This is a genomic window from Kitasatospora sp. NPDC052868 (assembly GCF_044547105.1).
Taxonomy (GTDB): Bacteria; Actinomycetota; Actinomycetes; order Streptomycetales; family Streptomycetaceae; genus Kitasatospora.
Map to the genome: position 1 here is coordinate 395,794 of NZ_JBITZW010000001.1, position 23,872 is coordinate 419,665.

Annotated in this window: 24 protein-coding genes; 11 read left to right on the forward strand and 13 right to left on the reverse strand. The window is 72.4% G+C overall.

Features of this window, described 5'->3' with window-relative positions:
* Positions 1 to 4: 4 nt before the first annotated feature.
* The 5 genes from lpdA to cobU all read right to left on the reverse strand — a co-directional run bounded on the left by lpdA (position 5) and on the right by cobU (position 6,220).
* A complete protein-coding gene (gene lpdA / locus ACIGZJ_RS01755) occupies positions 5 to 1,393 on the reverse strand; it encodes a dihydrolipoyl dehydrogenase (protein WP_392927587.1) in 1,389 nt (462 codons plus the stop codon).
* A gap of 399 nt (positions 1,394 to 1,792) precedes the next feature.
* Positions 1,793 to 3,295, reverse strand: coding sequence for a leucyl aminopeptidase (locus ACIGZJ_RS01760; RefSeq protein ID WP_396455436.1), 1,503 nt, complete (start codon positions 3,293 to 3,295; stop codon positions 1,793 to 1,795).
* Between the two features lie 309 nt (positions 3,296 to 3,604).
* Complete coding sequence (locus ACIGZJ_RS01765) at positions 3,605 to 4,411, reverse strand: adenosylcobinamide-GDP ribazoletransferase (RefSeq protein WP_396455437.1); 807 nt, start codon at positions 4,409 to 4,411, stop codon at positions 3,605 to 3,607.
* A gap of 95 nt (positions 4,412 to 4,506) precedes the next feature.
* The gene (gene cobT / locus ACIGZJ_RS01770) at positions 4,507 to 5,619 is read right to left on the reverse strand and encodes a nicotinate-nucleotide--dimethylbenzimidazole phosphoribosyltransferase (RefSeq protein ID WP_396455438.1); all 1,113 of its coding nucleotides are present in this window, start codon (positions 5,617 to 5,619) and stop codon (positions 4,507 to 4,509) included.
* Positions 5,620 to 5,647: 28 nt separating this feature from the next.
* Complete coding sequence (cobU, locus tag ACIGZJ_RS01775) at positions 5,648 to 6,220, reverse strand: bifunctional adenosylcobinamide kinase/adenosylcobinamide-phosphate guanylyltransferase (RefSeq protein WP_396455439.1); 573 nt, start codon at positions 6,218 to 6,220, stop codon at positions 5,648 to 5,650.
* 139 nt (positions 6,221 to 6,359) lie between these two features.
* Here cobU and ACIGZJ_RS01780 point away from each other — a divergent pair, with 139 nt between their 5' ends.
* Entirely contained in the window at positions 6,360 to 6,560 is a 201-nt protein-coding gene (locus ACIGZJ_RS01780; protein ID WP_396455440.1) for a hypothetical protein, read from the forward strand.
* 40 nt (positions 6,561 to 6,600) lie between these two features.
* Here ACIGZJ_RS01780 and ACIGZJ_RS01785 read toward each other — a convergent pair whose 3' ends face one another.
* Both ACIGZJ_RS01785 and ACIGZJ_RS01790 read right to left on the reverse strand, forming a co-directional pair.
* A complete protein-coding gene (locus ACIGZJ_RS01785) occupies positions 6,601 to 7,341 on the reverse strand; it encodes a class I SAM-dependent methyltransferase (protein WP_396455738.1) in 741 nt (246 codons plus the stop codon).
* Between the two features lie 170 nt (positions 7,342 to 7,511).
* The gene (locus tag ACIGZJ_RS01790) at positions 7,512 to 8,108 is read right to left on the reverse strand and encodes a DUF3043 domain-containing protein (RefSeq protein WP_392927597.1); all 597 of its coding nucleotides are present in this window, start codon (positions 8,106 to 8,108) and stop codon (positions 7,512 to 7,514) included.
* Positions 8,109 to 8,408: 300 nt separating this feature from the next.
* Between ACIGZJ_RS01790 and ACIGZJ_RS01795 the strand changes: the two genes are divergently transcribed.
* A complete protein-coding gene (locus ACIGZJ_RS01795) occupies positions 8,409 to 9,218 on the forward strand; it encodes a PspA/IM30 family protein (RefSeq protein WP_387940318.1) in 810 nt (269 codons plus the stop codon).
* A gap of 37 nt (positions 9,219 to 9,255) precedes the next feature.
* The gene (locus ACIGZJ_RS01800; protein ID WP_392927599.1) at positions 9,256 to 9,549 is read left to right on the forward strand and encodes a hypothetical protein; all 294 of its coding nucleotides are present in this window, start codon (positions 9,256 to 9,258) and stop codon (positions 9,547 to 9,549) included.
* A gap of 75 nt (positions 9,550 to 9,624) precedes the next feature.
* Here the strand turns inward: ACIGZJ_RS01800 and nadA are convergent, their stop codons facing one another.
* The gene (gene nadA, locus ACIGZJ_RS01805) at positions 9,625 to 10,809 is read right to left on the reverse strand and encodes a quinolinate synthase NadA (RefSeq protein WP_396455441.1); all 1,185 of its coding nucleotides are present in this window, start codon (positions 10,807 to 10,809) and stop codon (positions 9,625 to 9,627) included.
* Between the two features lie 372 nt (positions 10,810 to 11,181).
* On the opposite strand from nadA, the gene ACIGZJ_RS01810 reads away from it, so the two are divergent.
* Complete coding sequence (locus ACIGZJ_RS01810; protein WP_387940324.1) at positions 11,182 to 11,646, forward strand: Lrp/AsnC family transcriptional regulator; 465 nt, start codon at positions 11,182 to 11,184, stop codon at positions 11,644 to 11,646.
* Positions 11,647 to 11,847: 201 nt separating this feature from the next.
* Positions 11,848 to 13,215: a pyridoxal phosphate-dependent decarboxylase family protein gene (locus tag ACIGZJ_RS01815; RefSeq protein WP_396455442.1), complete on the forward strand. Its 1,368-nt coding sequence runs from the start codon at positions 11,848 to 11,850 to the stop codon at positions 13,213 to 13,215.
* Positions 13,216 to 13,296: 81 nt separating this feature from the next.
* Here the strand turns inward: ACIGZJ_RS01815 and ACIGZJ_RS01820 are convergent, their stop codons facing one another.
* Entirely contained in the window at positions 13,297 to 14,166 is an 870-nt protein-coding gene (locus ACIGZJ_RS01820) for a GNAT family N-acetyltransferase (RefSeq protein WP_396455443.1), read from the reverse strand.
* A gap of 245 nt (positions 14,167 to 14,411) precedes the next feature.
* On the opposite strand from ACIGZJ_RS01820, the gene ACIGZJ_RS01825 reads away from it, so the two are divergent.
* Positions 14,412 to 14,765: a HesB/IscA family protein gene (locus ACIGZJ_RS01825; protein WP_392927606.1), complete on the forward strand. Its 354-nt coding sequence runs from the start codon at positions 14,412 to 14,414 to the stop codon at positions 14,763 to 14,765.
* Positions 14,766 to 14,880: 115 nt separating this feature from the next.
* Here ACIGZJ_RS01825 and ACIGZJ_RS01830 read toward each other — a convergent pair whose 3' ends face one another.
* Positions 14,881 to 15,621 (reverse strand): hypothetical protein, encoded by a 741-nt coding sequence (locus tag ACIGZJ_RS01830; protein ID WP_396455444.1) that lies wholly within the window; start codon positions 15,619 to 15,621, stop codon positions 14,881 to 14,883.
* A 114-nt stretch (positions 15,622 to 15,735) separates the two neighbouring features.
* A complete protein-coding gene (locus ACIGZJ_RS01835) occupies positions 15,736 to 15,933 on the reverse strand; it encodes a hypothetical protein (RefSeq protein ID WP_392927610.1) in 198 nt (65 codons plus the stop codon).
* Positions 15,934 to 16,201: 268 nt separating this feature from the next.
* Between ACIGZJ_RS01835 and ACIGZJ_RS01840 the strand changes: the two genes are divergently transcribed.
* Positions 16,202 to 17,179: a carbohydrate kinase family protein gene (locus tag ACIGZJ_RS01840; RefSeq protein WP_396455445.1), complete on the forward strand. Its 978-nt coding sequence runs from the start codon at positions 16,202 to 16,204 to the stop codon at positions 17,177 to 17,179.
* Here ACIGZJ_RS01840 and ACIGZJ_RS01845 read toward each other — a convergent pair.
* Complete coding sequence (locus ACIGZJ_RS01845) at positions 17,172 to 18,617, reverse strand: cysteine desulfurase/sulfurtransferase TusA family protein (RefSeq protein ID WP_396455446.1); 1,446 nt, start codon at positions 18,615 to 18,617, stop codon at positions 17,172 to 17,174. The two genes, ACIGZJ_RS01840 and ACIGZJ_RS01845, sit on opposite strands and share 8 nt — an antisense overlap.
* A 337-nt stretch (positions 18,618 to 18,954) precedes the next feature.
* Between ACIGZJ_RS01845 and coxB the strand changes: the two genes are divergently transcribed.
* The 4 genes from coxB (at position 18,955) to ACIGZJ_RS01865 (ending at position 23,413) form a co-directional block, all read left to right on the forward strand.
* Complete coding sequence (gene coxB / locus ACIGZJ_RS01850; RefSeq protein WP_392927614.1) at positions 18,955 to 19,809, forward strand: cytochrome c oxidase subunit II; 855 nt, start codon at positions 18,955 to 18,957, stop codon at positions 19,807 to 19,809.
* Complete coding sequence (ctaD, locus tag ACIGZJ_RS01855; RefSeq protein WP_392927616.1) at positions 19,806 to 21,584, forward strand: cytochrome c oxidase subunit I; 1,779 nt, start codon at positions 19,806 to 19,808, stop codon at positions 21,582 to 21,584. Before coxB ends, ctaD begins: the two co-directional genes overlap by 4 nt.
* A complete protein-coding gene (locus ACIGZJ_RS01860; protein ID WP_387940344.1) occupies positions 21,584 to 21,982 on the forward strand; it encodes a cytochrome c oxidase subunit 4 in 399 nt (132 codons plus the stop codon). The genes ctaD and ACIGZJ_RS01860 overlap by 1 nt, the downstream gene beginning before the upstream one ends.
* Before the next feature lie 168 nt (positions 21,983 to 22,150).
* Positions 22,151 to 23,413: an Ig-like domain-containing protein gene (locus ACIGZJ_RS01865; protein WP_396455447.1), complete on the forward strand. Its 1,263-nt coding sequence runs from the start codon at positions 22,151 to 22,153 to the stop codon at positions 23,411 to 23,413.
* A 7-nt stretch (positions 23,414 to 23,420) separates the two neighbouring features.
* Here ACIGZJ_RS01865 and ACIGZJ_RS01870 read toward each other — a convergent pair whose 3' ends face one another.
* Complete coding sequence (locus tag ACIGZJ_RS01870) at positions 23,421 to 23,804, reverse strand: GntR family transcriptional regulator (protein WP_392927619.1); 384 nt, start codon at positions 23,802 to 23,804, stop codon at positions 23,421 to 23,423.
* Between the last annotated feature and the right edge of the window lie 68 nt (positions 23,805 to 23,872).

The following is a 23,872-nucleotide window of genomic DNA, read 5'->3' on the forward strand; positions in this document are numbered from 1 at the left end:
GTGATCAGTCGTGCGCGTGCAGCGGCTTGCCGGCCAGCGCCAGGTGCGCCTCGCCCAGGGCCTCGGACTGGGTCGGGTGAGCGTGGATGAGCTGCGCGACCTCGGCCGGCAGGGCCTCCCAGTTGTAGATCAGCTGAGCTTCGCCGACCTGCTCGCCCATGCGGGCGCCGACCATGTGGACGCCGACCACGGCGCCGTCCTTGACCTGGACGAGCTTGATCTCGCCGGCGGTCTTCAGGATCTTGCTCTTGCCGTTGCCGGCCAGGTTGTACTTGAGGGTGACGACCTTGTCCTTGCCGTACAGCTCGACGGCCTTCGCCTCGGAGATGCCGACGGAGGCGACCTCGGGGTTGGAGTAGGTCACGCGCGGGACGCCGTCGTAGTCGATCGGCACGGCCTTCAGGCCGGCCAGGCGCTCGGCGACGAGGATGCCCTCGGCGAAGCCGACGTGGGCCAGCTGCAGGGTCGGGACGAGGTCGCCGACGGCGGAGATGGTGGGCACGTTGGTGCGCATGTACTCGTCGACGAGGACGTAGCCGCGGTCCATCGCGACGCCGTTCTCCTCGTAGCCCAGGCCGGCCGAGACCGGGCCGCGGCCGATGGCGACGAGCAGCAGGTCGGCGTCGATCTGCTTGCCGTTCTCGGTGGAGACGCGCACACCGGTCTCGGTGTACTCCACGCCCGAGAAGCGGGCCTTCAGCTCGAACTTGATGCCGCGCTTGCGGAAGGCGCGCTCCAGCAGCTTGGAGGAGTTCTCGTCCTCCAGCGGGACGAGGTGCGGCAGCGCCTCGACGATGGTGACCTCGACGCCGAAGGACTTCCAGACCGAGGCGAACTCGACACCGATCACACCGCCGCCGAGGATGACGGCGGACTTCGGGATGCGGTCGAGCTTGAGGGCGTGGTCGGAGGAGATCACGCGGTCGCCGTCGATGTTCAGGCCCGGCAGCGACTTCGGCACGGAGCCGGTGGCCAGGATGATGTGCCGGCCCTCGACGCGCTGGCCGTTGACATCCACCGAGGTCTGCGAGGACAGCCGGCCCTCGCCCTGGATGAAGGTGACCTTGCGGGAGGCCACCAGGCCCTGCAGGCCCTTGTACAGGCCGGCGATCACGTCGTCCTTGTACTTGTGGACGCCGTTGATGTCGATGCCCTGGAAGGTGGCCAGCACGCCGAACTCGGCGGCCTCCTTCGTCTCGTCCGCGATCTCGGCGGCGTGCAGCAGCGCCTTGGTCGGGATGCAGCCGCGGTGCAGGCAGGTGCCGCCCAGCTCACCCTTCTCGACCAGGGCGACACTCAGGCCCAGCTGAGCGGCGCGGAGCGCCGCGGCGTAACCGCCGCTTCCGCCTCCGAGAATGACTACGTCGAAAACGGTGCTGGCGTCGTTCGCCACGTCACGTCCTCCATGCAATGGGGTGGGTCGCCGGGCCGGTCGCGGTCCGGTGGGTCGGAAGCCTTTGTGGGGCGCCCAGTCGTGCCGGAAATACATCTTCGCACTTGTTCGTGGCGGCTGATGTCCGGGTCCACCCCTGGGGCGTCCCGAAGGGTGGTCACGAGGGTGGCAGCACCCCCGACGGAAGGGCATCGTCGCAGCTCAAAGCGGGGTTGACAGCAAGCGGCGCGGGGGTTTCACCGGGTGGCGGACCGGCGGGTTCCGCACTGCGGAACAAAGTTTCGCCCGCAGCGAACAGGGGTGCGTTTCCCGTCGGGCCCCTACTCACAGGTAACCCGGGGTGGGACGCCGACGGGGCCCGGCGCGAGTGCGCCGGACCCCGTCCAGGGAAGCCCTCGGTCAGGCCTTGGCGCCCGCCGCGGTCCGCTCCGCGAAGCGGACCAGGGTGCGCACCGCGCTCGCGGTGCCGCCCTTGGGGGTGTAGCCGAACGGCGCGCCCTCGTGGAAGGCCGGGCCCGCGATGTCCAGGTGGGCCCAGTCGATGCCCTCGGCCACGAACTCCTTCAGGAACAGACCGGCCACCAGGCCGCCGCCCATCCGCTCGCCCATGTTGGCCAGGTCGGCGATGGTGGTCTCGGTCATGCCCTTGCGCAGCTCGGCCGGCAGCGGCATCGGCCAGGACTGCTCGCCCGCCTCGCCCGCCAGGGTGTGCAGGGTCTCGCGCAGCTCGTCGTTGTTGGCCATCACACCGAAGGTGCGGCTGCCCAGCGCCAGCAGCATCGCGCCGGTCAGGGTCGCCACGTCGACGATGACGTCCGGGTTCTCCTCGCCGGCCCGGACGATCGCGTCGGCCAGCACCAGGCGGCCCTCGGCGTCGGTGTTCAGCACCTCGACGGTCTTGCCGCCGTACATCCGCAGCACGTCACCCGGGCGGGTGGCGGAGCCGGACGGCATGTTCTCGGCCAGCGCCAGCCAGGCGGTGACGTTGACGGCCAGGCCCAGGCGCTTGGCGGACACCACGGCGGCGAAGACGGCGGCGGCGCCGGCCATGTCGCACTTCATGGTCTCGTTGTGGCCGGCCGGCTTCAGCGAGATGCCGCCCGAGTCGTAGGTGATGCCCTTGCCGACGAACGCGAGGGTCGCCTTGGCCTTCGGGTGGGTGTACGCCACCTTCACCAGCCGCGGCGGGTTCGCCGAGCCGTTGCCGACGCCCAGCAGGCCGCCGAAGCCGCCCTTGAGCAGCGCCTTCTCGTCCAGCACCTCGACCTTGAGGCCGTGCTCCTTGCCGGCGGCCTGGGCGATCGCGGCGAAGCTCTTGGGGTTCAGGTCGTTCGGGGCGGTGTTCACCAGGTCGCGGGCCCGGTTCATCTCCTCGCCGACGACCGCGGCGCGCTCGACGGCGGCCTTGGCGTCCTTGCTGCCCTTGCGGGCGGCCAGCAGGACCAGCTCGCCGACCGGCTCCTTGCCGCCGCCGTTCTTGTAGGTGCCGAAGGAGTAGGCGCCGAGCAGGGCGCCCAGCGCGATCGCCTCGGTCTCCTCGGCGTCCTCGGCCGGCAGCGCCAGCGCGACCTTCTTCGAACCGGCCAGGGTGCGGGCGGCGACGCCGGCGGCGCGGCGCAGGGTCTCCAGGTCGTAACCGGCCTCGGCGGCCTCGCCGAGGCCGACCGCGAGCACGAGCGCGGCCTTCAGGCCGGCGGGGGAGGGCACCTTGACGGCCTCGCCCTCGGCGCCGGTCGCGCCCAGGGTGGTGAGGACCTCGGCCAGCTTGCCCTCGAACGCCTCGCTCACGGCCTCGGCGCCGGACGTCAGCACGATGCCCTTGGCGCCCTTCGCCACGCCGATCACCAGGGCGTCCGCGCGCAGCGAGGCGGCGGAGGAGGTGCTCACAGACAATGCAGTCACGTAATGCGTCCTGTTCTTTCGCGGTCCACGGCCGGTCGCGGCTCGGCTGCCGCACCGGCGCAGCCGTGCGGCCGACGCGGTGGCCGCCCCGCCACCGGGCGCCGGGCCCGGGGCCCCTGGCGCGTGCGCCGCCGGTCGGGCGGTCGCACACACCAGAGGCCCCGGCTCCTCAACGCGCGGAGGCCGGGCAGGACCTGCGACGGTGCAGGGCTGCGGTGCTCCACGCATGGTAGTCCGCATGCTGGGATCACGCGCCGCCCGGTCTCCCGCCGTCGGATACGGCACTTCGGGGGCGCTGCGGGCCTGTGGTCAGCCCAGCAGTGCGAGCGCCAGCAGCGAGCCGGTCGCCGCGGTCTCGGCCAGCGCCCCGAGGATGTCCCCGGTGATCCCGTCCAGCCGCCGTACGCAGCGCCGCAGCAGCAGCCAGGCGCAGCCGAGGCCGACCGCAACTGCCGCCGGGAGCCGCAGGACTGACCATCCGTCGGAAAGTCCGAGGGCGGCCAGGGCGAGCGCCGCGCCGGCCGAGGAGGCCAGTGCCGCGGCGAGCGGGACGGTGCCCGCCACCATCGCGCCGAGGCCGCCCGGCCTGGCGGCCGGCACCGATCGGCGGCATCCCCAGGTGAGCGCGCAGCGGGCGGCGACGGCCGAGGTGAGCACCGCGAGGGCGCCGCGGGCGAGGGAGGCGTCGAACTCTCCGGCCAGGGCGGCGATCTGGGTCAGCAGCACCAGGAGGAGGGTCAGCACGCCGAACGGTCCGATGTCGGACTGCTTCATGATGCGCAGCGCGTCCTCGGCGGGCTTGCCGCTGCCCAGGCCGTCGGCGACGTCGGCGAGGCCGTCCAGGTGCAGACCCCGGGTCAGGGCGGCGAGCGCCCCGACCGCCGCCACCGCGCCGAGCAGGCCGCCCGCGCGCCAGGCCGCCAGCGCTCCCGTGCCCGCGGCCACGGCGCCGAGGACCAGTCCGACCACCGGTGCGGCCACCATCGCCCGCGCCGCCGCCGACCGGTCCCAGCGCTCGACCCGCACCCGCAGCACGGACAGCGTCCCGAAGGCGAACCGCAGCCCGTCGCCCCAGCCGGCGGGGGCCCGCGTCTGTTCGCCGCCGTGCATGCTCATCGCTCCTTCGTCGGGATCGGGTCGCCGCCCGCCCCGACGGGAGCGCCGGAGGAGTGCCGGTCAGGGCGCCGGTCAGGGCCCCGAGCCGTCCGGGCTCAGACCCGGCTCAGCAGCTCCGCCGCCGAGGGCAGCTTCGGCTGCTCCTTCGGCGCCGCGGGGATGAACGGTGCGGGCGAGTGCTCGGCCAGGCTGTCCGCCGCGGCCTGGAGCAGCGGCAGCGCCATCAGCGCGCCGACGCCCTCGCCCATGGTGATCTCCTGCTCCTGCATCGGGGTCAGGGTCAGCCGGTCGTAGGCCTTCGCCTGGGCCGGTTCGCCGCTGGACTGTCCGGCGCGCCACCACTCGGGCGCCCGGAACGCGATCCGCTGTGCGACCAGCGCGCAGGCCGAGGAGACCACGCCGTCCAGCACCACCGGCAGCTTGCGCACGGCGGCCTGCAGCAGGAAGCCGGTGATCGCCGCGAAGTCGGCGCCGCCGGTGGCGCCCAGCAGCGCCAGCTGGTCGCCGAGCACGGGCCGGGCCCGCCGCAGCGAGTCCCGGATGGTCGCGCACTTGACCATCCACACGTTGTCGTCGATGCCCGAGCCGCGCCCGGTCACCGCGGCGGCGTCCGTCCCGCAGAGCGCGCCGACCAGGACCGCGGCCACCGTGGTCGAGCCGACCCCGAGGTCGCCCAGGACCACCAGGTCGGTCCCGGCGTCGGCCTCCTCGTCGGCGACCGCCATGCCGGCCCGGAACGCCTTGGCCGTCTCCTCGGGCGTCAGCGCGTCCTCGACGTCGATCCGCCCGGAGCCGCGCCGCACCCGGTGCGCGACCACGTCGTCGGGGAAGTCCGACGGGTCCGCGTCCACCGCGATGTCGACCACCCGCACCTCGGCGCCGAAGCGCCGGGCCAGCAGGGCGACCGGCGCGGTGCCGTCCAGGACCGCCCGGACCCGGGCGGCCGTGCCGCCCTGGGGCAGCCGGGACACCCCGAGGGCCGCCACCCCGTGGTCGGCGGCGAACAGCAGCACCTTGGGCGCCGACAGCGGCCGTACCGGGGAGCGCCCCTGTACGGACGACAGCCAGCTGCCCAGCTCCTCCAGCCGGCCGAGCCCGCCGCGCGGCCGCTCCAGCGCCTGCCAGCGCTCGTCGGCGGCCCGCCGGGCGCTCTCGTCGGGGCGCTCGACGAGCGAGGAGAACGTATCGAGATCCACGGTCGTGTCCATCGGTCGGAAGGCTACACGTCGCCGGTGTTCAGCCGGCGGCGGGCTTGACTTGCAGAACCTGCCCCGCCACCACCAGCAGCACACGCTCCGAGGCGTCCGCCACCGCCATGTTCAGCCGACCCAGGGTGTCGCGGAAGCGGCGGCCCGAGGCGGTCGCCGGGACGACGCCCATCCCGACCTCGTTGCTGACCGCGACGAGCCGGCGCCCGCTCGCTCCCCAGGCCAGGGCCAGCGCCTCGCAACGGGCCTGCACCGCGGCCTCGCCGCCGTCCGCCCACACCCGGTCGTCCCAGGCGCCGCACTCGTCCATCACCGCGGTCAGCCACAGCGCCAGACAGTCGATCAGCACCGGCGCCCGGTCGGCGGAGTCCGCCAGGACGGCCTCCAGGTCGCAGGTCTCGGCGGTGCGCCAGCTCGCCGGGCGCCGCTCCCGGTGCAGCGCGACCCGCTGGGCCCACTCGCCGTCGCCGTCCCGGGTGCCGCCGGTGGCCACGTACAGCACGTCCGGGTACCCGGCGAGCAGCTGCTCGGCCCTGGTGGACTTGCCGGAGCGCGCGCCGCCGAGGAACAGCGTGCGGGAGGGTGCGAGGTCGGGTGCCATGGGCTCATCCTGCCAAGGGGGCGCCCGGCGGGTCGGGCCGGGCCCGCGCTGCCGGGCCCCACGAGGCATAGGGAAGATCCCACCGGGCAGGCTAAGGTGCGCAGCAACACAGGCACGTCGTCGGCGGGAGGAACCGGGCATGGTCTGGACGTGGCGGTACGAGAAGACGGACGGCACCGTGGTGGCCCCGAGCGGGCCGCAGGAGGAGTTCGCCGGCCAGGGGGACGCCGAGACCTGGATCGGGGAGAGCTGGAAGCAGCTGGTCGAGGACGGCGTGGACACCGCCGTACTGCTCGACGACGACCGGGAGGTCTACTCGATGAGCCTGCACGAGGGCTGAGCGGCCCCCCGGCCGATCGGTCCGGTCGGCTCGGTTGGCGCTACTTGGCGCCGAAGACGTGCAGCAGCGCGGCGACCTGCCGGTAGGGGTCGGTGCGTCCGGCCTTGTCCTCGGCCTCCAGCAGCTGGGCCAGCTGGCGCCCGTCCACCGGCGGCGCCGCGTCGTCGGGCGCGTTGTCGGTGAAGACCCGCACGCCGTACCAGTGCCGCAGCGGCACCGAGACCTCGGAGAGCGTGACGGCGATGTCGGCGAGCCGGTCGGCGCGGGCGGCCAGGCCGAGCCGGTTGTAGTAGCGGTCGCTCTCGAAGGCGTGCAGGGCGGCCCGCCAGTCCCCGGTGGCGGCGGGCCGCAGGGCCAGCGCGTCGCGGTTGCGGACCAGTAGGGAGAGCAGCCCGCCGGGCGCGAGCAGCCGGGCCAGCGAGGCGATCATCGGGTCCGGGTCGGGCAGGTACATCAGGACGCCGTGGCAGAGCACCACGTCGAAGCTGCGCGGTCCGAACCAGCGCCCGCACTGGTGGCCGTCGCCGCTGAGCAGCTGCATCCGGCCGCGGACCTCGGGCGGCTCCTCGGCGAGCGCGCCCTGGGCGACGCCGAGGGCGACCGGGTCGGAGTCGATGCCGGTGACGAAGTGGCCGGCCCGGGCCAGGCGCAGCGCCTGGGTGCCCTGGCCGCAGCCGATGTCGAGGACGCGCTGGGCGCTGCGGCCGACCAGCTGCTCGGCGAGCTGCCGGGCGACCAGCTCCTGCCGGACGAGGTTGCGCAGGCCCCCGAGCCGCTCCAGCCACGGCCCGGTGCCGCCGGCGAAGGAGCCGCTGCGCGAGGGCAGCCGGTCATGGGACTGGCGTTCCTGGGCGAGGCGGTCGTGGCCGCCCCCGCCCTGACCGGGCAGTGCGTACAGGCCGGGCCCCTCCCAGGACGGTGGGGCCCAGCCGGAGTCCACCGGTTCGGCGGTCAGGGCTTCTCCCCGCGCCGCACCTGCGGCTTGGGCAGCCGCAGCCTGCGCATCTGCAGGATGCGCATCAGGCCGTACGCGACCGCGCCGCGGGTGTTCTGGCCCGCGAACCGCTCGCCGAGCTGCTTGCGCAGACCGAAGCCGAGGCGGACGAAGTCCAGCACCACGAGGACGAAGAACAGCAGGAACAGCACGGTGGAGAGCAGCTGGAGGGCCGGCACCTTGACGATGCTGAGGACCAGGATGACCACCGCGGCGGGCAGGAAGAACTCGGCGAGCGACCAGCGGGCGTCGACGAAGTCCCGGGTGAACTTGCGCACCGGGCCCTTGTCACGGGCCGGCAGGTGCCGCTCGTCGCCCTCCAGCAGCGCGGTGCGCTGCTTCTCGCGCTCGACGCGCATCCGGTCACGGGCCTGGCGGGAGGCCTCCTTGCGGTCCTTGGGCACGGTCACCCGGGTGCGCCGGTGGGCCTCGGCCTCACTGCGCTTGGGCGTGGGTCGGCCCTTCTTCGCCTGCGGGTCGCGCGGCTGGGTCTCGTCCTGCTTCTCCAGCACGGCGGCGGAGGCGGCGGCATCATCTGAACGGCGTCGGAACACACCACCAGCGTACGGGGTGCCGGGCGGCTTCTTCCGGTGGCCTTGGACCCAAACGCATATCGATCGTCGCCGACCCGGCCGGTCGGAGGGTTTCCGGCGCCCTTCCCGTAGGGGATCACTCCGATGGACGCATCGGGGAATGAGGGGCGGATCCACCCCGGGGATGAGGCACCGGCGGGGTCGCTGTAGCAGTCTTGTTGCAGGCAGGTGCACTGCGGCGACGGGCTCGCTGCACATACACTCGTCGTGTCTGGTAACGAGATAGAGACCGCAGGCCGGAGAAGGGGGCACCCGAGGCCCATGAGCGACGGAATCATGAAGCGTATGGGGCTGATCTTCCGCTCCAAGGCGAACAAGGCCTTGGATCGGGCGGAGGATCCGCGTGAAACGCTCGACTACTCGTACCAGAAGCAGCTCGAACTGCTGCAGAAGGTGCGACGCGGCGTCGCGGACGTAGCCACCTCGCGCAAGCGCCTGGAACTCCAGCTGACCCAGCTCCAGCAGCAGTCCGCGAAGTACGAGGACCAGGGCCGCAAGGCGCTGTCCCTCGGCCGTGAGGACCTCGCGCGCGAGGCGCTGACCCGCAAGGCCAGCATGCAGTCCCAGATCACCGATCTGGAGACGCAGTACCAGCAGCTCCAGGCCGAGGAGGAGAAGCTCACGCTCGCCTCCCAGCGGCTGCAGGCCAAGGTGGACGCCTTCCGCACCAAGAAGGAGACCATCAAGGCCACCTACACCGCCGCCCAGGCGCAGACCAGGATCGCGGAGTCCTTCTCCGGGATCTCGGAGGAGATGGGCGACGTCGGCCTGGCGATCCAGCGGGCCGAGGACAAGACCGCCCAGATGCAGGCCCGCGCGGGCGCGATCGACGAGCTGCTGGCCTCCGGTGCGCTCGACGACGCCAGCGGGCTCGGCCGCAAGGACGACATCGAGGCGGAGCTGGAGCGGGTGGCCGGCGGCTCGGACGTCGAGCTGGAGCTGGCCCGGATGAAGGCGGAGCTGACCGGTGGCTCCCCGGCCGCCGGCCCGCAGGCCATCGAGCAGGGCAAGCAGCAGCAGCACGACGCGCCGCCGCAGCAGACCCCGCCCACCATCAACTACAACAAGTGATCTGAGCTTCACCCCACGAACCAGGGAGACGCACGGCATGATCATGAGGGTCATGGGTGAGGGGCAGTTCCAGGTCGGCGACGCCCACCTGAACCGGCTCAACGAGCTCGACGAGGAGCTGCTCACCGCACTGGAGTCGGGGGACGAGGAACACTTCCACCGAGCGCTCGGCGAGCTGCTGGGCGCGGTGAAGGAGTTCGGAACCCCGCTGCCGGACGACTCGCTGGAGCCGTCCGACCTGATCCTTCCGGATGCCGATGCGACGATCGACGAGGTCCGGCAGCTGCTGCGGGCCGAGGGTGACGGCCTGATCCCCGGCATTCCCGAATAGCCGCCGTCTCGCGCCAGACGCAAGGGCGGGCCCCCTCCACCACGGAGGGGGCCCGCCCTTCGGCGTACGGCACGGCTACGGCAGGGCGAGCATCCGGTCCAGCGCCGCCTTGGCGTACTTCTCGGTCTCCGGGTCGACGGTGATCACGTTCGGCACCCGGCCCTCGACCAGCGACTCCAGCGCCCAGACCAGGTGCGGCAGGTCGATCCGGTTCATGGTGGAGCAGAAGCAGACCGCCCGGTCCAGGAAGACGACCTCCTTGTCCGGGTGGGCCTTGGCCAGCCGGCGGACCAGGTTGAGCTCGGTGCCGATGGCCCACTTGGAGCCGGGCTCGGCCGCGTCCAGGGCCTTGATGATGTACTCGGTCGAGCCCACCATGTCGGCCGCCGAGACGACCTCGTGCCGGCACTCCGGGTGCACCAGCACGGTGACGCCCGGGATGCGCTCGCGGACGTCGTTCACCGAGTCCAGCGAGAACCGGCCGTGCACCGAGCAGTGCCCGCGCCAGAGGATCATCTTGGCGTTGCGCAGCTGCTCGACGGTCAGGCCGCCGTTCGGCTTGTGCGGGTTGTAGAGCACGCAGTCGTCCAGCGAGAGGCCCATCTCGCGCACGGCGGTGTTGCGGCCCAGGTGCTGGTCGGGCAGGAAGAGGACCTTCTGGCCCTGCTCGAAGGCCCACTCCAGCGCCCGCTCGGCGTTGGAGGAGGTGCAGATGGTGCCGCCGTGCCGGCCGGTGAAGGCCTTGATGTCGGCGGAGGAGTTCATGTACGAGACCGGGACGGTCACGTCGGCTATGCCGGCGTCGGTGAGCACGTCCCAGCACTCGGCGACCTGCTCGGCGGTGGCCATGTCGGCCATCGAACAGCCGGCCGCGAGGTCCGGCAGGACGACCTGCTGGGCGTCGGTGGTGAGGATGTCCGCCGACTCGGCCATGAAGTGCACGCCGCAGAAGACGATGTACTCGGCCTCCGGGCGGGCGGCCGCGTCCCGGGCGAGCTTGAAGGAGTCGCCGGTGACGTCGGCGAACTCGATCACCTCGTCGCGCTGGTAGTGGTGGCCGAGGATGAATACCCGGTCACCGAGCGCGGCCTTGGCCGCGCGGGCGCGCTCGACGAGGTCGGGGTCGGAGGCGGCCGGGAGGTCGCCCGGGCACTCGACGCCGCGCTCGCTGTTCGGGTCGGCCTCACGGCCGAGCAGCAGCAGAGCGAGCGGCGTCGGTGCGGGGTCGACGCCGTAGGTCTCGGTGATGGTGGTGGTCACGGGCGGGTGCCCTTCTGTGCGGCCGATCAGTCGGTGCAGGCCTTCTCGTCTATCTGACGCTATCTATGATAACCGGTTAGCGTCAGACTGACGATGGCCATCCTGTCGATGTGACGAGAACCGCTTGCCGGTTCGGCCCGTCCGGCGCCGCCGCAGGCGTGCCAGGCCGCGTCCGGCGTGGTCGAATCGGTATCCGGGCCCGATGGCGTCGGCTGAGGAGGGGCGGATCGTCCGACTCGCCGACCGCGGGAGGACCACCGGCCGTCATCTGCCAGCGGTGGACTCGGTCCTGTCATCCGCCAGAATGGTGCCGAACCGTTTCGGCGGCCGCCGCCCCCGCCGATCCCGTACGACCAGTGGAGCCCCGCACCGATGAGCAGCAGCCGAGCGCACGAGGTGGGCGGGGCAGCCCTGGACGACACCGACCGGCTGCTGCTCGCCCGGCTGGGCAGTGACGGACGCGCCTCGTACGCCGAGATCGGGCTCCAGGTGAACCTCTCGGCCACCGCCGTCCGGCGCCGGATCGACCGGCTGCGGGCACGCGGCATCGTCCGCGGCTTCACCGTCGTCCTCGACCCGTCCGTGCTCGGCTGGCAGACCGAGGCCTTCGTCGAGGTCTACTGCCGCGAGCGCACCGCCCCCGAGGAGATCCTCGCCAGCCTGCGCCAGTTCCCCGAGGTGGTCGCCGCCTGGACGGTCACCGGCGACCCGGACGCCCTGGTGCACCTGCGGGCGCCCGACATGCGGCACCTGGAGGCCGTCATCGAGCGCATCCGCAAGGAGCCCGGCGTCCAGCGCAGCCGCTCCTCGGTGGTGCTCTCCCAGCTCATCGGCTGACCTCGTCCGGACCACGCGCGGGGCTGCGCAGGAATCCTGCGCGCAGCCCGCCGAAGACGCCCGAAACCTGCCTGACCAGCCGCGTTCCGACGCGCGGGGAAGGCCCACCGCTGCCTAGGCTGATCTCGTCCGGAGCGCGCCGCGAATCCCTCACACGCCACCGGGCCGCCCCCCGACACCCCACAGCCGAGAGGGACACCCGTGTCCGCAGCCCCCGACCGCATGCACCGGCCCGACAACGAGCTGGTCGACCTGGTATTCGACTACATGCGGGAGCGGCTGCAGTACGACCCCGTCCCGCTCGACCACCCCGGCGACGGCGAGCACCTGCGCGCCCAGCTGGCCGGACTGCTCAACCCGCACGGCAACAGCCCGGCCGACGTGCTCAAGCTCTACGACCACGAGCTGTCCCGCGCGGTGATCTCCGCCGACAGCCCGCGCTACCTGTCCTTCATCCCGTGCGCCCCCACCAAGGCCGCGCTGCTCTTCGACATGGTCGTCTCCTGCGCCTCCCTGCAGGGCATCTCCTGGCTGGAGGCGGCCGGCGCGATCGCCGCCGAGAACCAGGTGCTGCGCCTGATAGCGGACCGCGCGGGCATGCCCGACACGGCAGGCGGCACCTTCGTCTCCGGCGGCTCGGCGGGCAACCTCTCCGCCCTCGTGGTCGCCCGCGACACCGCCCGCCGCAGGCTCGGCGTCGGCCCGGAGGCCCGGCTGCGGATCGCCGTCGCCGACCAGGTGCACTCCTCGGTCAAGAACACCTTCAACATCATCGGCGTGGAGGCCTTCAAGGTCCCGACCGTCGACCGCCGCTTCACGGGTGAGGCGCTGCGCGCCGCCCTGGCCGCCGACCCGAACCCGGAGACCGTCATCGCGGTCGTCGGCACCGCCGGCACCACCAACGAGGGCATCGTCGACGACCTCCAGGGCCTCTCCGAGGTCGCCCGCGAGCGCGACCTCTGGTTCCACGTGGACGGCGCCTACGGCGGTGCCGGCCTGTTCGCCCCGTCCGTGCGCGAGCGCTACAACGGCATCGAGCACGCCGACTCCTTCGTGGTCGACCCGCACAAGTGGCTGTTCGCCCCGTTCGACTGCGCCGCGCTGCTCTACCGCAACCCGCAGCTCGCCCGCGCCGTGCACACCCAGGACGCCTCCTACCTGGATGTCCTGCACACCGAGGGCGACGAGTGGAACCCCACCGACTACGCCTACCACCTGACCCGGCGCGCCCGCGGCCTGCCGCTCTGGTTCTCGCTCGCCGTGCACGGCACCGAGGCGTACACCGACGCCATCGAGACCGGCCTCACCCTGGCCCGGGACACCGCCCAGCTGATCCGCGACAGCGAGCACCTGGAGCTGCTGTTCGACCCGCAGCTGTCCGCGGTCTGCTTCCGCCGCACCGGCTGGACCGGCGAGGACTACTACCGCTGGTCGCAGCAGCTGCTCGCGGACCAGATCGGCTTCGTCACCCCGACCGGCTGGGACGGCGAGACGGTCGCCCGCTTCGCCTTCCTGCACCCGGGCACCACGATGGAGATGGTCCGGGAGATCCTGGACACCATGGTCTGACCGGGAGCCCCCGGCGGGCTCCGCACGCACCCCCGCCGGGCCCGCCCGGCGGGGGTGTCGTCGTCCAGGGCCGGATGGGCCCTAGGACAGCGCGCCGTCCGGCAGGTACGGCGCCGGCGGCCGCATCCCGCGCAGCCCCAGATAGCCCTGAGTCTGCGGGGTGAGGCCAAGCTCCAGGCCCACGTCCAGCGCCCACTCCTGTTCGGCGGTCAGGTGCTCCACCCGCGCCTCCACCCCGGCCGGCACCCGGGCCAGCGCCTCCCGCAGCAGCCGGGCCGCGATCCGCTTCGAGGTCGCGGCCAGCAGCCGCACCTCGCCGCCGTCCCGGTAGCAGTAGCCGCTGCCGGCCAGCGCGTCGGCGACCAGCAGCTCCTCGCAGTGGGCCAGCATCAGCTCGTGGTCGGGGCCGTGCGCGGCGCCGCGCAGCCGGCGGTCCACCGAGTCCAGCAGGTGCCGGTGGGCGCGGTTGCCGGGGTGCACCGGGATGTCCCCGGGGTCGAGCAGCCCGGAGCGGTCCACCTGCCCGCTCAGCCGCATCGCCGGGTACAGGGTGAACCCGGCCAGCCGGTGGCGCCGGGCCGCCGCCGGGGACGCCGAGCCGCACAGCATCCCGCGCAGACAGCCCCGCCCGTACGCGGCGGCCCGCTCCAGCAGCAGCCGCCCCACCCCCTTGCCCTGGACCTCGGGCCGTACCGCGAACAGCGCCAGGACCCACAGGCCCTCGCGGCGCAGCGACAGCACCGTGCCGACCGGCTCGCCGTCGCTCTCCGCCAGCCAGCAGCCCTGCGGGTCGGTGCCCACCAGGTGTCTCGTCCGGGCCAGCTGGTAGACCGGCGATGCGTCCGCGGACGCGCCGCCGGGCGGATCCGCGAGCGGGGCCAGCGCGGCGCGGGCGATGGACTGGACGGCCTCCGCGTCGGCGGCGGTGTCCTGGACCTGGCGCAGGAGCATGCCGTCCATCCTGGCCGTCCGGGCCCCCGCGCGGGGCCGGTTCGCCCGGATCCGCAGCTCGGGCGGTGACCGTGCCCCGCCGGTTGTGCGAGCATGGGGAGCGTAGGGAAGCGGGTGGTACACCCGGCCCACGAGAAATTCCGCCGCCGAAGTCGTGCGAAACACACCCGCCGTCCGGGAAATGAATCCGGGCGGTCGTTGGTTGGCACTGGCGGCAGACCGTCGTCAAGACCGGGAGAAAGCAGATGACCGTCCAGGACGAGACCACCGTCGAGAGTGGCATCCTCCTTACCGATGCCGCCGCGGCCAAGGTCAAGGGCCTGCTGGAGCAGGAGGGCCGCGAGGACCTCGCACTGCGCGTCGCCGTCCAGCCCGGTGGCTGCTCCGGCCTGCGTTACCAGCTGTTCTTCGACGAGCGTTCGCTCGACGGCGACGTGATCAAGGACTTCGGTGGTGTCAAGGTCGTCACCGACCGCATGAGCGCCCCGTACCTCGGCGGTGCCACCGTCGACTTCGTCGACACCATCGAGAAGCAGGGCTTCACGATCGACAACCCGAACGCCACGGGCTCCTGCGCCTGCGGCGACTCGTTCAGCTAGGCGGCCGACCAGCCCGGCGGCCGAGAGGCTGAAGGGCTGAGCGGCTGAGCGGTACGACGGAGGCGGCCCCGGGATCACCCGGGGCCGCCTCCGTCGTACCGTCGCGCGTCCGCCGCTACTGCGGCCCGCCGGCGACCTCGGGACCGACCGGGTCCGGGCCGATCCGCGGGTCGGCGTCCAGCGGGACGGGCTGGCCGGACGACAGGTCGGTCACCGCCCGGCCCATCAGCGGCTGCTTCAGATCGGCGGTCACCGTCTGCCGCTTCGCGATCTCGCTGCAGGCCTGACCGGCCGGGATCGGCGCCGCGATCACCACCCGGATGTCCACCCGGCCCGGGTGGGACTCGTCCGCCTTCAGCGCGTACTTCTCGCAGATCCCGCCGTAGAACCAGACCGTCAGCCTGCTGCCGTCCGCCCGGTAGGTGATCGCCGGATGGGTCGACGGCCCGTTCGGCGCCGGCTCGCCGACCGCGATCCCGTTGCCCGGGGGCGTGGGCGCCGGAGTCGGCGACTGGGGCGGCGTCGGCGGCACGGTCGCCGGTGAGGGGCTGGCCGGCCGCGGATCGGGGGCGGGCACCGAGGGATCGGCCGACGGGGTCGCCACCGGCGGGGAGCCGGGGTCGGGCGTCGTGGCCGGTGCCGGGGCCGACGCCGAGCCCGAAGCAGAGGGCGTGGCGGACGCGGACGCGGTCGCGCTCGCGGCGGCCGAGTCCGAGGCGGACTTGCCGTCCCCGTCACACCCGGCCACCGCGGTGACCGCGGCCAGTACCAGGGCGGCCAGTGCCGCCGCCCGCCGTCCGCGGGGCCGGCCGGCCTGCGGACGACCGGTACGCCGGGGCATCGTCTCCAGATCCATCTGAACATCCTCCCGAGGGTTCAGCGGCACCGCCTTCACGGCCGCACCGCGGGGATGTGACGTGCCCCGGACCATTCCGGTTCCCGCCGCGCCCCCGGACCCCCGGATCACGCCCTACAGCCCGTATTCGGCCATTCCCGCGACCACCCGCTGGGCCCCCGAGGACACCCGGAAACCGGGGCCGGCGGGCGCACTGGGCTCAGGACCGGTCGCCAGCAGCGGCCAGAACCGCCGCAGCTGCCGGGAGGAGTCCACCAGCGCGTCGAGCGTCTCGCCGTCCGCGTCACCCCGCAGAGCTGCGGGAACACGCATCGGGTGCTGACTGGGCATCATCGGCCATCGCTCCGATCCACCGTGCCGTGGCCGTGGCGCCACGGTCCTGTGAGGGCCCGGACCGGCCCCTGTCAGCGACCCTAGGCCGCCCGTCGGGCCGCCACCAGGGCTACCCGGAGGTAGTACACCTTCGAGCCCCGGCAGTGCCGAAAGAGGCGGTCTTGCTGCCGCCCGCCCCCGGCCCGGTACCGTGGGTGGGTTCGCCCCCGCTGTCCAGTGGCATGCCGCCATCCTGAGGAGACCTTCCGTGCGTATCGCCGTTGCCGGCTCGATCGCGACCGACCACCTGATGACGTTCCCCGGTCGCTTCGCCGACCAGCTCGTCGCCGAGCAGCTGCACACCGTGTCGCTGTCCTTCCTGGTCGACACCCTCGACATCCGTCGTGGCGGTGTCGCCCCGAACATCGCGTTCGGCATGGGCGTCCTCGGACTGCGCCCGATCCTGGTCGGCGCGGCCGGCGCGGACTTCGCCGAGTACCGCGGCTGGCTGGAGCGCAACAACGTGGACTGCGAGTCCGTCCACATCTCCGAGACCCGGCACACCGCCCGCTTCATGTGCACCACGGACGAGGACCACAACCAGATCGCCTCGTTCTACACCGGTGCCATGGCGGAGGCCCGCAACATCGAGCTGAAGCCGGTCGTCGACCGCGTCGGCGGCCTGGACCTCGTGCTGATCGGCGCCGACGACCCGCAGGCGATGGTCCGCCACACCCAGGAGTGCCGCACCCGCGGCTACGCCTTCGCCGCCGACCCCTCCCAGCAGCTGGCCCGCCTGGAGGGCGACGACATCCGCGACATCGTCGACGGCGCCGCGTACCTCTTCACCAACGAGTACGAGGCCGCGCTGATCGAGAGCAAGACCGGCTGGGACGCCGACGAGATCCTCACCCGCGTCGGCACCCGGGTCACCACCCTGGGCAGCAAGGGCGTCCGGATCGACCGCAAGGGCGAGGCCCCGGTCGTGGTCGGCTGCGCCCCCGAGGAGACCAAGGCCGACCCGACCGGCGTCGGCGACGCCTTCCGGGCCGGCTTCCTGGCGGGCCTGTCCTGGGACCTGGAGCTGGAGCGCTCCGCCCAGCTCGGCTGCATGCTCGCCACCCTGGTGATCGAGACCGTCGGCACCCAGGAGTACGAGCTGCGCCCGAACGCCTTCCTGGCGCGCTTCGAGGCCGCCTACGGCGCCGAGGCCGCCGCGGACGTCCGCGCGCACCTGGTCAAGTAGTCCGCCGCACCAGGTAGGCCGAGCCCCGGTCGCCGCCGAAGTCGGCGGCCGGGGCCTCGCCCGCGTACTCCTGCCCGCGCATCCCGCACCAGGCGGGGATGTCCAGCCGGGCGGCCTCGTCGTCCGCCAGCACGGCGATCGTCCCGCCCAGCGGCACCGCGCCGATCCGCTTCGCCAGCTCGATCACGGGCAGCGGGCAGCGCTTGCCCAGCGCGTCGACCACGGTGACCGGCCCGTCCGACCCGGGGCGCTCCCGCTCGGCGCCCCGCGCCGCCGCCGGCGACGGCAGGTCCAGCCCCAGCGGCGCGCGGATCCCGTCGACGATCCCGGGCAGCACGGCAAGGAAGCGCTCGACGTCGGCCTCGGCCGCGTCGAACGGCAGCGAGACCCGGATGTTCCCCTCGGTGAGCACGCCCATCGCGGCCAGCACATGGCTCGGCGTCAGCGTGGAGGAGGTGCAGGAGGACCCCGAGGAGACGGCGAAGCCGGCCCGGTCCAGCCCGGTCAGCAGCACCTCGCCGTCGACGTACAGACAGGAGAAGGTGACGACGTGCGGCAGCCGCCGCACCGGGTCGCCGACCACCTCCACCTCGGGTACCAGCTGCGGCACCCTGCTGCGGATCCGCTCGACCAGGGCGTGCAGACGGGCGTTCTCCCGCTCGGCCTCGGCCCGGACCGCGCGCAGCGAGGCCGCCGCGGCGACGATCGCCGGGACGTTGACGTAGCCGGGGACCCTGCCGCCCTCCCGTTCGTCGGCCGGCAGCGGCGAGGCGTACCGGACGCCCTTGCGCACCGCCAGCACCCCGACCCCGGCCGGCCCGCCCCACTTGTGCGCACTGGCCGTCAGCAGTGACCAGCCGCCCGGTACGTCCAGCCGCCCGGCGCTCTGCGCGGCGTCCACCAGCAGCGGGACGCCGCCGCACAGCCCGGCCACCTCGGCCACCGGCTGGACCGTCCCCACCTCGTGGTTGGCGGACTGCAGCACGGCGAGCGCGGTGTCCGGCCGCAGCGCGGCGGCGAAGCCGTCGGGGGAGACCCGGCCGAGCCGGTCCACCGGGACGACCGAGACGCCGCCGCCGGCCGCCTCGTGCCGCTCGGCGGTGTGCAGCACGCTGGAGTGCTCGACGGCGGAGTGCACCAGGTGCCCGCCGCGCCGCCGGTTGCCGGCCAGCGCACCCAGGACGCCCAGCTGGACGGCCTGCGTCCCGCTCGCCGTGAAGGAGATCTCGTCGGCCCGGGCGCCCAGCACCCCGGCCACCGTCTCGCGGGCGGCGTCCAGCAGCATCCGGGCCTGCCGCCCGGAGCGGTACAGCCGGGCCGGGTCGGCCCAGCCCTCGTCCAGGGCGGCGGTCAGCGCCTGCCGCGCGACGGGGTGGAGCGGTGCGGTGGAGGCCACATCGAAGTACACGCTCACATTTAACGACACTCCCGGGTGCATTCCGGCCGCCGCGCGCTCTCACCGTCCGTCAGTCGATCACCCCGAATGTCCGTTTCATCCGCGTCCGACGGACCGTCACCCACGTTGTCCGAGGTCATCCCCCGATCGGGCGTACGGGCCTCGAATGGCTACGATGACCTGCGGCGCAGCCCTTGCGGGGCCTGATCGGGCGACCGGGCGGCGCGTTACCGGGACCTGCCCGTCAGCAGCGCATAAGGCTGGAGTAGGGTTTGGCCCGCATAAGCATTCAAACCGTGCCCGTGGACGGGTCGCCGGGGAGGCTCACAATCCTCCTCGGGGCGACGCGAAGGCGGGCGAGACTTCGGGAAGGCGCTACGTGAGTCCCAACGGCTCCGACCGCTCGCCGCGGCGCACGATGCGGCGGAAGCTGCCTCAGGCGCTGGCACTGGGCCTCGTCATCGCGACCGCTACCGGCTGCTCGGCCAACGACCTCCCCAGGCTTGGCCTCCCGAGTCCCGTCACCGAGGAAGGGCCCCTGGTCCTCCACATGTGGCAGGGCTCCTGGATCGCGGCTCTGGCAGTGGGCGCACTGATGTGGGGTCTGATCATCTGGAGCGTGATCTTCCACCGGCGCAGCCGCAGCGGTGTGCAGATCCCTCCGCAGACCCGGTACAACGTGCCCATCGAGGCGCTCTACACCGCGGTCCCCATCATCATCGTGTCGGTTCTCTTCTACTTCGTCGCCCGCGACGAGTCGAGGCTGATCTCCGTCTCCGAGAAGCCGCAGCACACCGTCAACGTGGTGGGCTTCCAGTGGAGCTGGGCGTTCAACTACGAGAACACCGAGAACCCCGACCCGGCCAACAAGGACGCGGCGTACGACGTGGGCACCCCCCAGGAGGAGCCCACCCTGTACCTGCCGGTCAACGAGTCGGTGCTGTTCCGGCTCACCTCGCGGGACGTCATCCACGACTTCTGGCCCATCAACTTCCTGATGAAGATGGACGTCGTGCCGGGTGTGGTGAACCAGTTCGAGGTCACCCCGAACGTCAAGGGCGAGTACCGGGGCAAGTGCGCCGAGCTCTGCGGCGTCGACCACTCGCGCATGCTGTTCAACGTCAAGGTCGTCGACCGCGCCGAGTACGACAAGCACCTGGCGGAGCTCCGGGCCAAGGGTCAGACCGGCGCGTTGCCCTCCGGCATCACGACCATGGGAAGTGAAGAGAAGTGACCATCCTCAACGAGCCCGCCGCGGCCGGCGGGGGCGCCGGGGCCGTCACGGTCGGCGGGGCGCAGCGGACCCGGAAGCCGGGTTCGACCATCATCAAGTGGCTGACGACCACTGACCACAAGACGATCGGCACCCTGTACCTGGGCACGTCGTTCGCCTTCTTCCTGATCGGCGGCATCCTCGCCCTGGTCATGCGCGCCGAGCTGGCTCGTCCCGGGACCCAGATCCTGTCGAACGAGCAGTTCAACCAGGCGTTCACGATGCACGGCACGATCATGCTGCTGATGTTCGCGACGCCGCTCTTCGCCGGGTTCGCGAACTGGATCATGCCGCTCCAGATCGGCGCCCCGGACGTGGCGTTCCCGCGTCTGAACATGTTCGCGTACTGGCTGTACCTGTTCGGCTCGACCATCGCGGTGGCCGGCTTCGTCACCCCGCAGGGTGCGGCCGACTTCGGCTGGTTCGCCTACTCCCCGCTGTCGGACGCCGTCCGCTCGCCGGGCATCGGCGCCGACATGTGGATCATGGGTCTGGCCTTCTCCGGCTTCGGCACGATCCTCGGTGCGGTCAACTTCATCACCACGATCATCTGCATGCGCGCGCCCGGCATGACGATGTTCCGGATGTCGATCTTCGTCTGGAACGTGCTGCTGACCGCGGTCCTGGTCCTGCTGGCCTTCCCGGTCCTGGCCGCCGCGCTGTTCGCGCTGGAGGCGGATCGAAAGTTCGGGGCACACGTCTTCGACCCGGCCAACGGCGGGGCGCTGCTCTGGCAGCACCTCTTCTGGTTCTTCGGCCACCCCGAGGTGTACATCATCGCGCTGCCGTTCTTCGGCATCGTGTCGGAGATCATCCCGGTCTTCAGCCGCAAGCCGATGTTCGGCTACTCCGGCCTGATCGCGGCCACCATCGCGATCGCCGGTCTGTCCGTGACGGTGTGGGCGCACCACATGTACGTCACCGGGCAGGTGCTGCTGCCGTTCTTCTCCTTCATGACCTTCCTGATCGCGGTCCCGACCGGTGTGAAGTTCTTCAACTGGGTCGGCACCATGTGGAAGGGCTCGCTGAGCTTCGAGACCCCGATGCTCTGGACGGTCGGCTTCCTGGTCACCTTCCTCTTCGGTGGTCTGACGGGTGTTCTGCTCGCCTCCCCGCCGATCGACTTCCACGTCTCGGACTCGTACTTCGTCGTCGCCCACTTCCACTACGTGGTCTTCGGCACCGTCGTCTTCGCGATGTTCGCCGGCTTCCACTTCTGGTGGCCGAAGATGACCGGCAAGATGCTCGACGAGCGCCTGGGTCGGATCACCTTCTGGACGCTGTTCATCGGCTTCCACGCCACCTTCCTGGTCCAGCACTGGCTCGGCGCGGAGGGCATGCCCCGCCGCTACGCCGACTACCTGGCCTCGGACGGCTTCACCACGCTGAACACCGTCTCCACCATCGGCTCGTTCCTGCTCGGTCTGTCGATCCTGCCGTTCCTCTACAACGTCTGGAAGACCGCCAAGTACGGCGAGAAGGTCGAGGTCGACGACCCCTGGGGCTACGGCCGTTCGCTGGAGTGGGCGACCTCCTGCCCGCCGCCGCGGCACAACTTCACCACCCTGCCCCGGATCCGCTCCGAATCCCCGGCCTTCGACCTCCACCACCCGGAGATCGCCGCGCTGGACTACCTGGAGAACCACGGTGAGCCGGCCAAGCACTTCGCCGGTGTGACCCCGGTGAAGTACGACAACCCGCAGCTCGGCAAGGGTAAGAAGGGTGGGGACGCCTGATGAAGGAACAGGGCAAGATCTTCCTGGGCTTCGCGGTCTTCATTCTCGCGATGGCCATCACCTACGGCCTCTGGTCGAAGGAGCCGGCCGGTACCACCGCGCTGTTCCTCTCCTTCGGTCTCTGCGCCTTCATCGGGTACTACCTCGCCTTCACCGCCCGCCGGGTGGACAGCGGCGCCGGTGACAACCCCGAGGCCGAGGTCGCGGACGACGCCGGCGAGCTGGGCTTCTTCGCCCCGCACAGCTGGCAGCCGCTCTCGCTGGCCATCGGTGGCGCGCTCGCCTTCTGCGGCGTGATCTTCGGCTGGTGGCTGCTGTTCTGGTCGATCCCGGTCATCCTGGTCGGCCTGTACGGCTGGGTCTTCGAGTTCTACCGGGGCGAGAACCAGAACCAGTAGGTCCTCCCCCCTGGCACAGGGCCGGGCATCCCGCACGGGATGCCCGGCCCTGTTGCGTCCGCGGAGTGAGGGCCTCACTCCAGTGGTCCAACGGCGGGTCCCCCGGATGTCGCTCACCCTGAGCCGTTCCTACGATCTGATCAATCGTGCGAACCCTCGGAGGCGGTCATGGCCGACAGGCGTGGAATCGCAACCATCGGCGGCATCTCGCTGACCCTCGCAGTGCTGGCCCCCCTGGCCGCCTGCTCGTCCGACGGCCCCGACGACACGGTGGGCGCCGTCCACCGGGTCGACGCGGCGCCGTTGGTCCACCTGTCCGCGGAGGGGAAGGTGGACCCCGCCCAGTCCGTCACCGTGACGGCCGTCCCCGGCAGCCGGCTCACCGACGTCACCGTGGTCGGCCCGGACGGCCGGGTCGTGGCAGGCGTGCTCTCCGAGGACCAGCGCAGCTGGCAGACCACCGGGCGGCTGAAGGCCGCCGCCGACTACACCGTCCGGATCGCCGCGGACGACGGCAAGGGCGGCCGGGGCGAGACCACCGCCGGCTTCAGCACGGTGGCCGCGCAGCGCCTGCTCACCGCCAAGCTCGGCCCGGACTCCTCCGGCAGCGGCGTCTACGGCGTCGGCCAGCCGCTCACCGTCCAGCTCTCCGAGGCGGTGAAGGACCCGCAGGCCCGCCAGGAGGTGGAGCGGGCCCTGACCGTCACCTCCCAGCCCGCCGTCACCGGCTCCTGGTACTGGGTGGACGACAAGAACCTGCACTTTCGGCCGGAGGACTACTGGCCGGTCGGCACCTCCGTCGCGCTGGCCTTCGACGGCACCGGCAGCCGGGTCGCGGACGGCCTCTACGGCGGCGACCGCGCCGCCCTGGCCGTGCGGATCGGCGAGCGGGTGGAGACGGTGGTCGACGCGGCCGCCCACGAGCTCACCCTCAAGCGCAACGGCGAGGTGGTCCGGACCCTCCCGGTGACCACCGGCAAGCCCGGTTTCGACACCCGCAACGGGATCAAGGTGGTGCTGGGCCAGGAGCGCCAGGTGCGGATGAGCGGCGAGACGATCGGGATAGCCGCCGGCAGCTCGGAGTCCTACGACCTGAACGTCGAGTGGGCCACCCGGGTGACCTGGAGCGGCGAGTACGTGCACGCCGCCCCCTGGTCGGTGGGCGCGCAGGGCGTGGCGAACGTGAGCCACGGCTGTACCGGTATGAGCACCGAGAACGCCAAGTGGTTCTACCAGAACACCCGGGTCGGCGACCTGGTGACGGTGGTCAACAGCCAGGGCCCCGGCATGGAGCCCTTCGGCAACGGCTTCGGGGACTGGAACGTCACCTGGGCCGACTGGGTCAAGCACAGCGCCCTGGGGCAGCCCGTGAGCACCACCGTGCCGCCCTCCCAGTCCCGGGCCACCGGGATGATCCGCCCGGAGCTCTGAGGCCCGCTCAGGCCTCCTCGCCGGCCTCCTGGTAGGCCAGCCCCAGCGCGGTCGCCACGGCCGCGAGGGCGTCCGCCGACGACACGCCGAGACGCCGGGCCCGCTCGGCGTACTCGGTGGCGGCCGCCGCGGCCAGCCGGTGCGCGGTGTCCCCGGTGGCGGCGATCAGGGTGCCGCGCCGGCCGTGGGTCTCCACCACCCCGTCCGCCTCCAGCTCCCGGTAGGCGCGGGCCACCGTCCCCGCGGCCAGGCCCAGCTGTTCGGCCAGCGCCCGGACGGTCGGCAGCCGCAGCCCGGTCGGCAGGCCCCCGCTCCGGGCCTGCTCGGCGATCTGCTCCCGGATCTGCTCGTACGGGGGAGTGGCGGCGGCGGGGTCGACGGACAGCTGCACGGGAGGCTCCTGAGGGGCGGTCGGACGGGGAAAGCCCGAGGGCCGCCGACCAGTGGATCTCTGGTCGG

Bases quoted from the DNA above. Each gene is read 5' to 3' on its own strand.
- ACIGZJ_RS01765 (WP_396455437.1), bottom strand. From the start codon at position 4,411: ATGAGCATGCACGGCGGCGAACAGACGCGGGCCCCCGCCGGCTGGGGC.
- cobT (WP_396455438.1), bottom strand. From the start codon at position 5,619: ATGGACACGACCGTGGATCTCGATACGTTCTCCTCGCTCGTCGAGCGC.
- cobU (WP_396455439.1), bottom strand. From the start codon at position 6,220: ATGGCACCCGACCTCGCACCCTCCCGCACGCTGTTCCTCGGCGGCGCG.
- ACIGZJ_RS01780 (WP_396455440.1), top strand. From the start codon at position 6,360: ATGGTCTGGACGTGGCGGTACGAGAAGACGGACGGCACCGTGGTGGCC.
- ACIGZJ_RS01795 (WP_387940318.1), top strand. From the start codon at position 8,409: ATGAGCGACGGAATCATGAAGCGTATGGGGCTGATCTTCCGCTCCAAG.
- ACIGZJ_RS01800 (WP_392927599.1), top strand. From the start codon at position 9,256: ATGATCATGAGGGTCATGGGTGAGGGGCAGTTCCAGGTCGGCGACGCC.
- ACIGZJ_RS01810 (WP_387940324.1), top strand. From the start codon at position 11,182: ATGAGCAGCAGCCGAGCGCACGAGGTGGGCGGGGCAGCCCTGGACGAC.
- ACIGZJ_RS01820 (WP_396455443.1), bottom strand. From the start codon at position 14,166: ATGCTCCTGCGCCAGGTCCAGGACACCGCCGCCGACGCGGAGGCCGTC.
- ACIGZJ_RS01825 (WP_392927606.1), top strand. From the start codon at position 14,412: ATGACCGTCCAGGACGAGACCACCGTCGAGAGTGGCATCCTCCTTACC.
- ACIGZJ_RS01830 (WP_396455444.1), bottom strand. From the start codon at position 15,621: ATGGATCTGGAGACGATGCCCCGGCGTACCGGTCGTCCGCAGGCCGGC.
- ACIGZJ_RS01835 (WP_392927610.1), bottom strand. From the start codon at position 15,933: ATGCGTGTTCCCGCAGCTCTGCGGGGTGACGCGGACGGCGAGACGCTC.
- ACIGZJ_RS01845 (WP_396455446.1), bottom strand. From the start codon at position 18,617: ATGCACCCGGGAGTGTCGTTAAATGTGAGCGTGTACTTCGATGTGGCC.
- ACIGZJ_RS01860 (WP_387940344.1), top strand. From the start codon at position 21,584: ATGAAGGAACAGGGCAAGATCTTCCTGGGCTTCGCGGTCTTCATTCTC.
- ACIGZJ_RS01865 (WP_396455447.1), top strand. From the start codon at position 22,151: ATGGCCGACAGGCGTGGAATCGCAACCATCGGCGGCATCTCGCTGACC.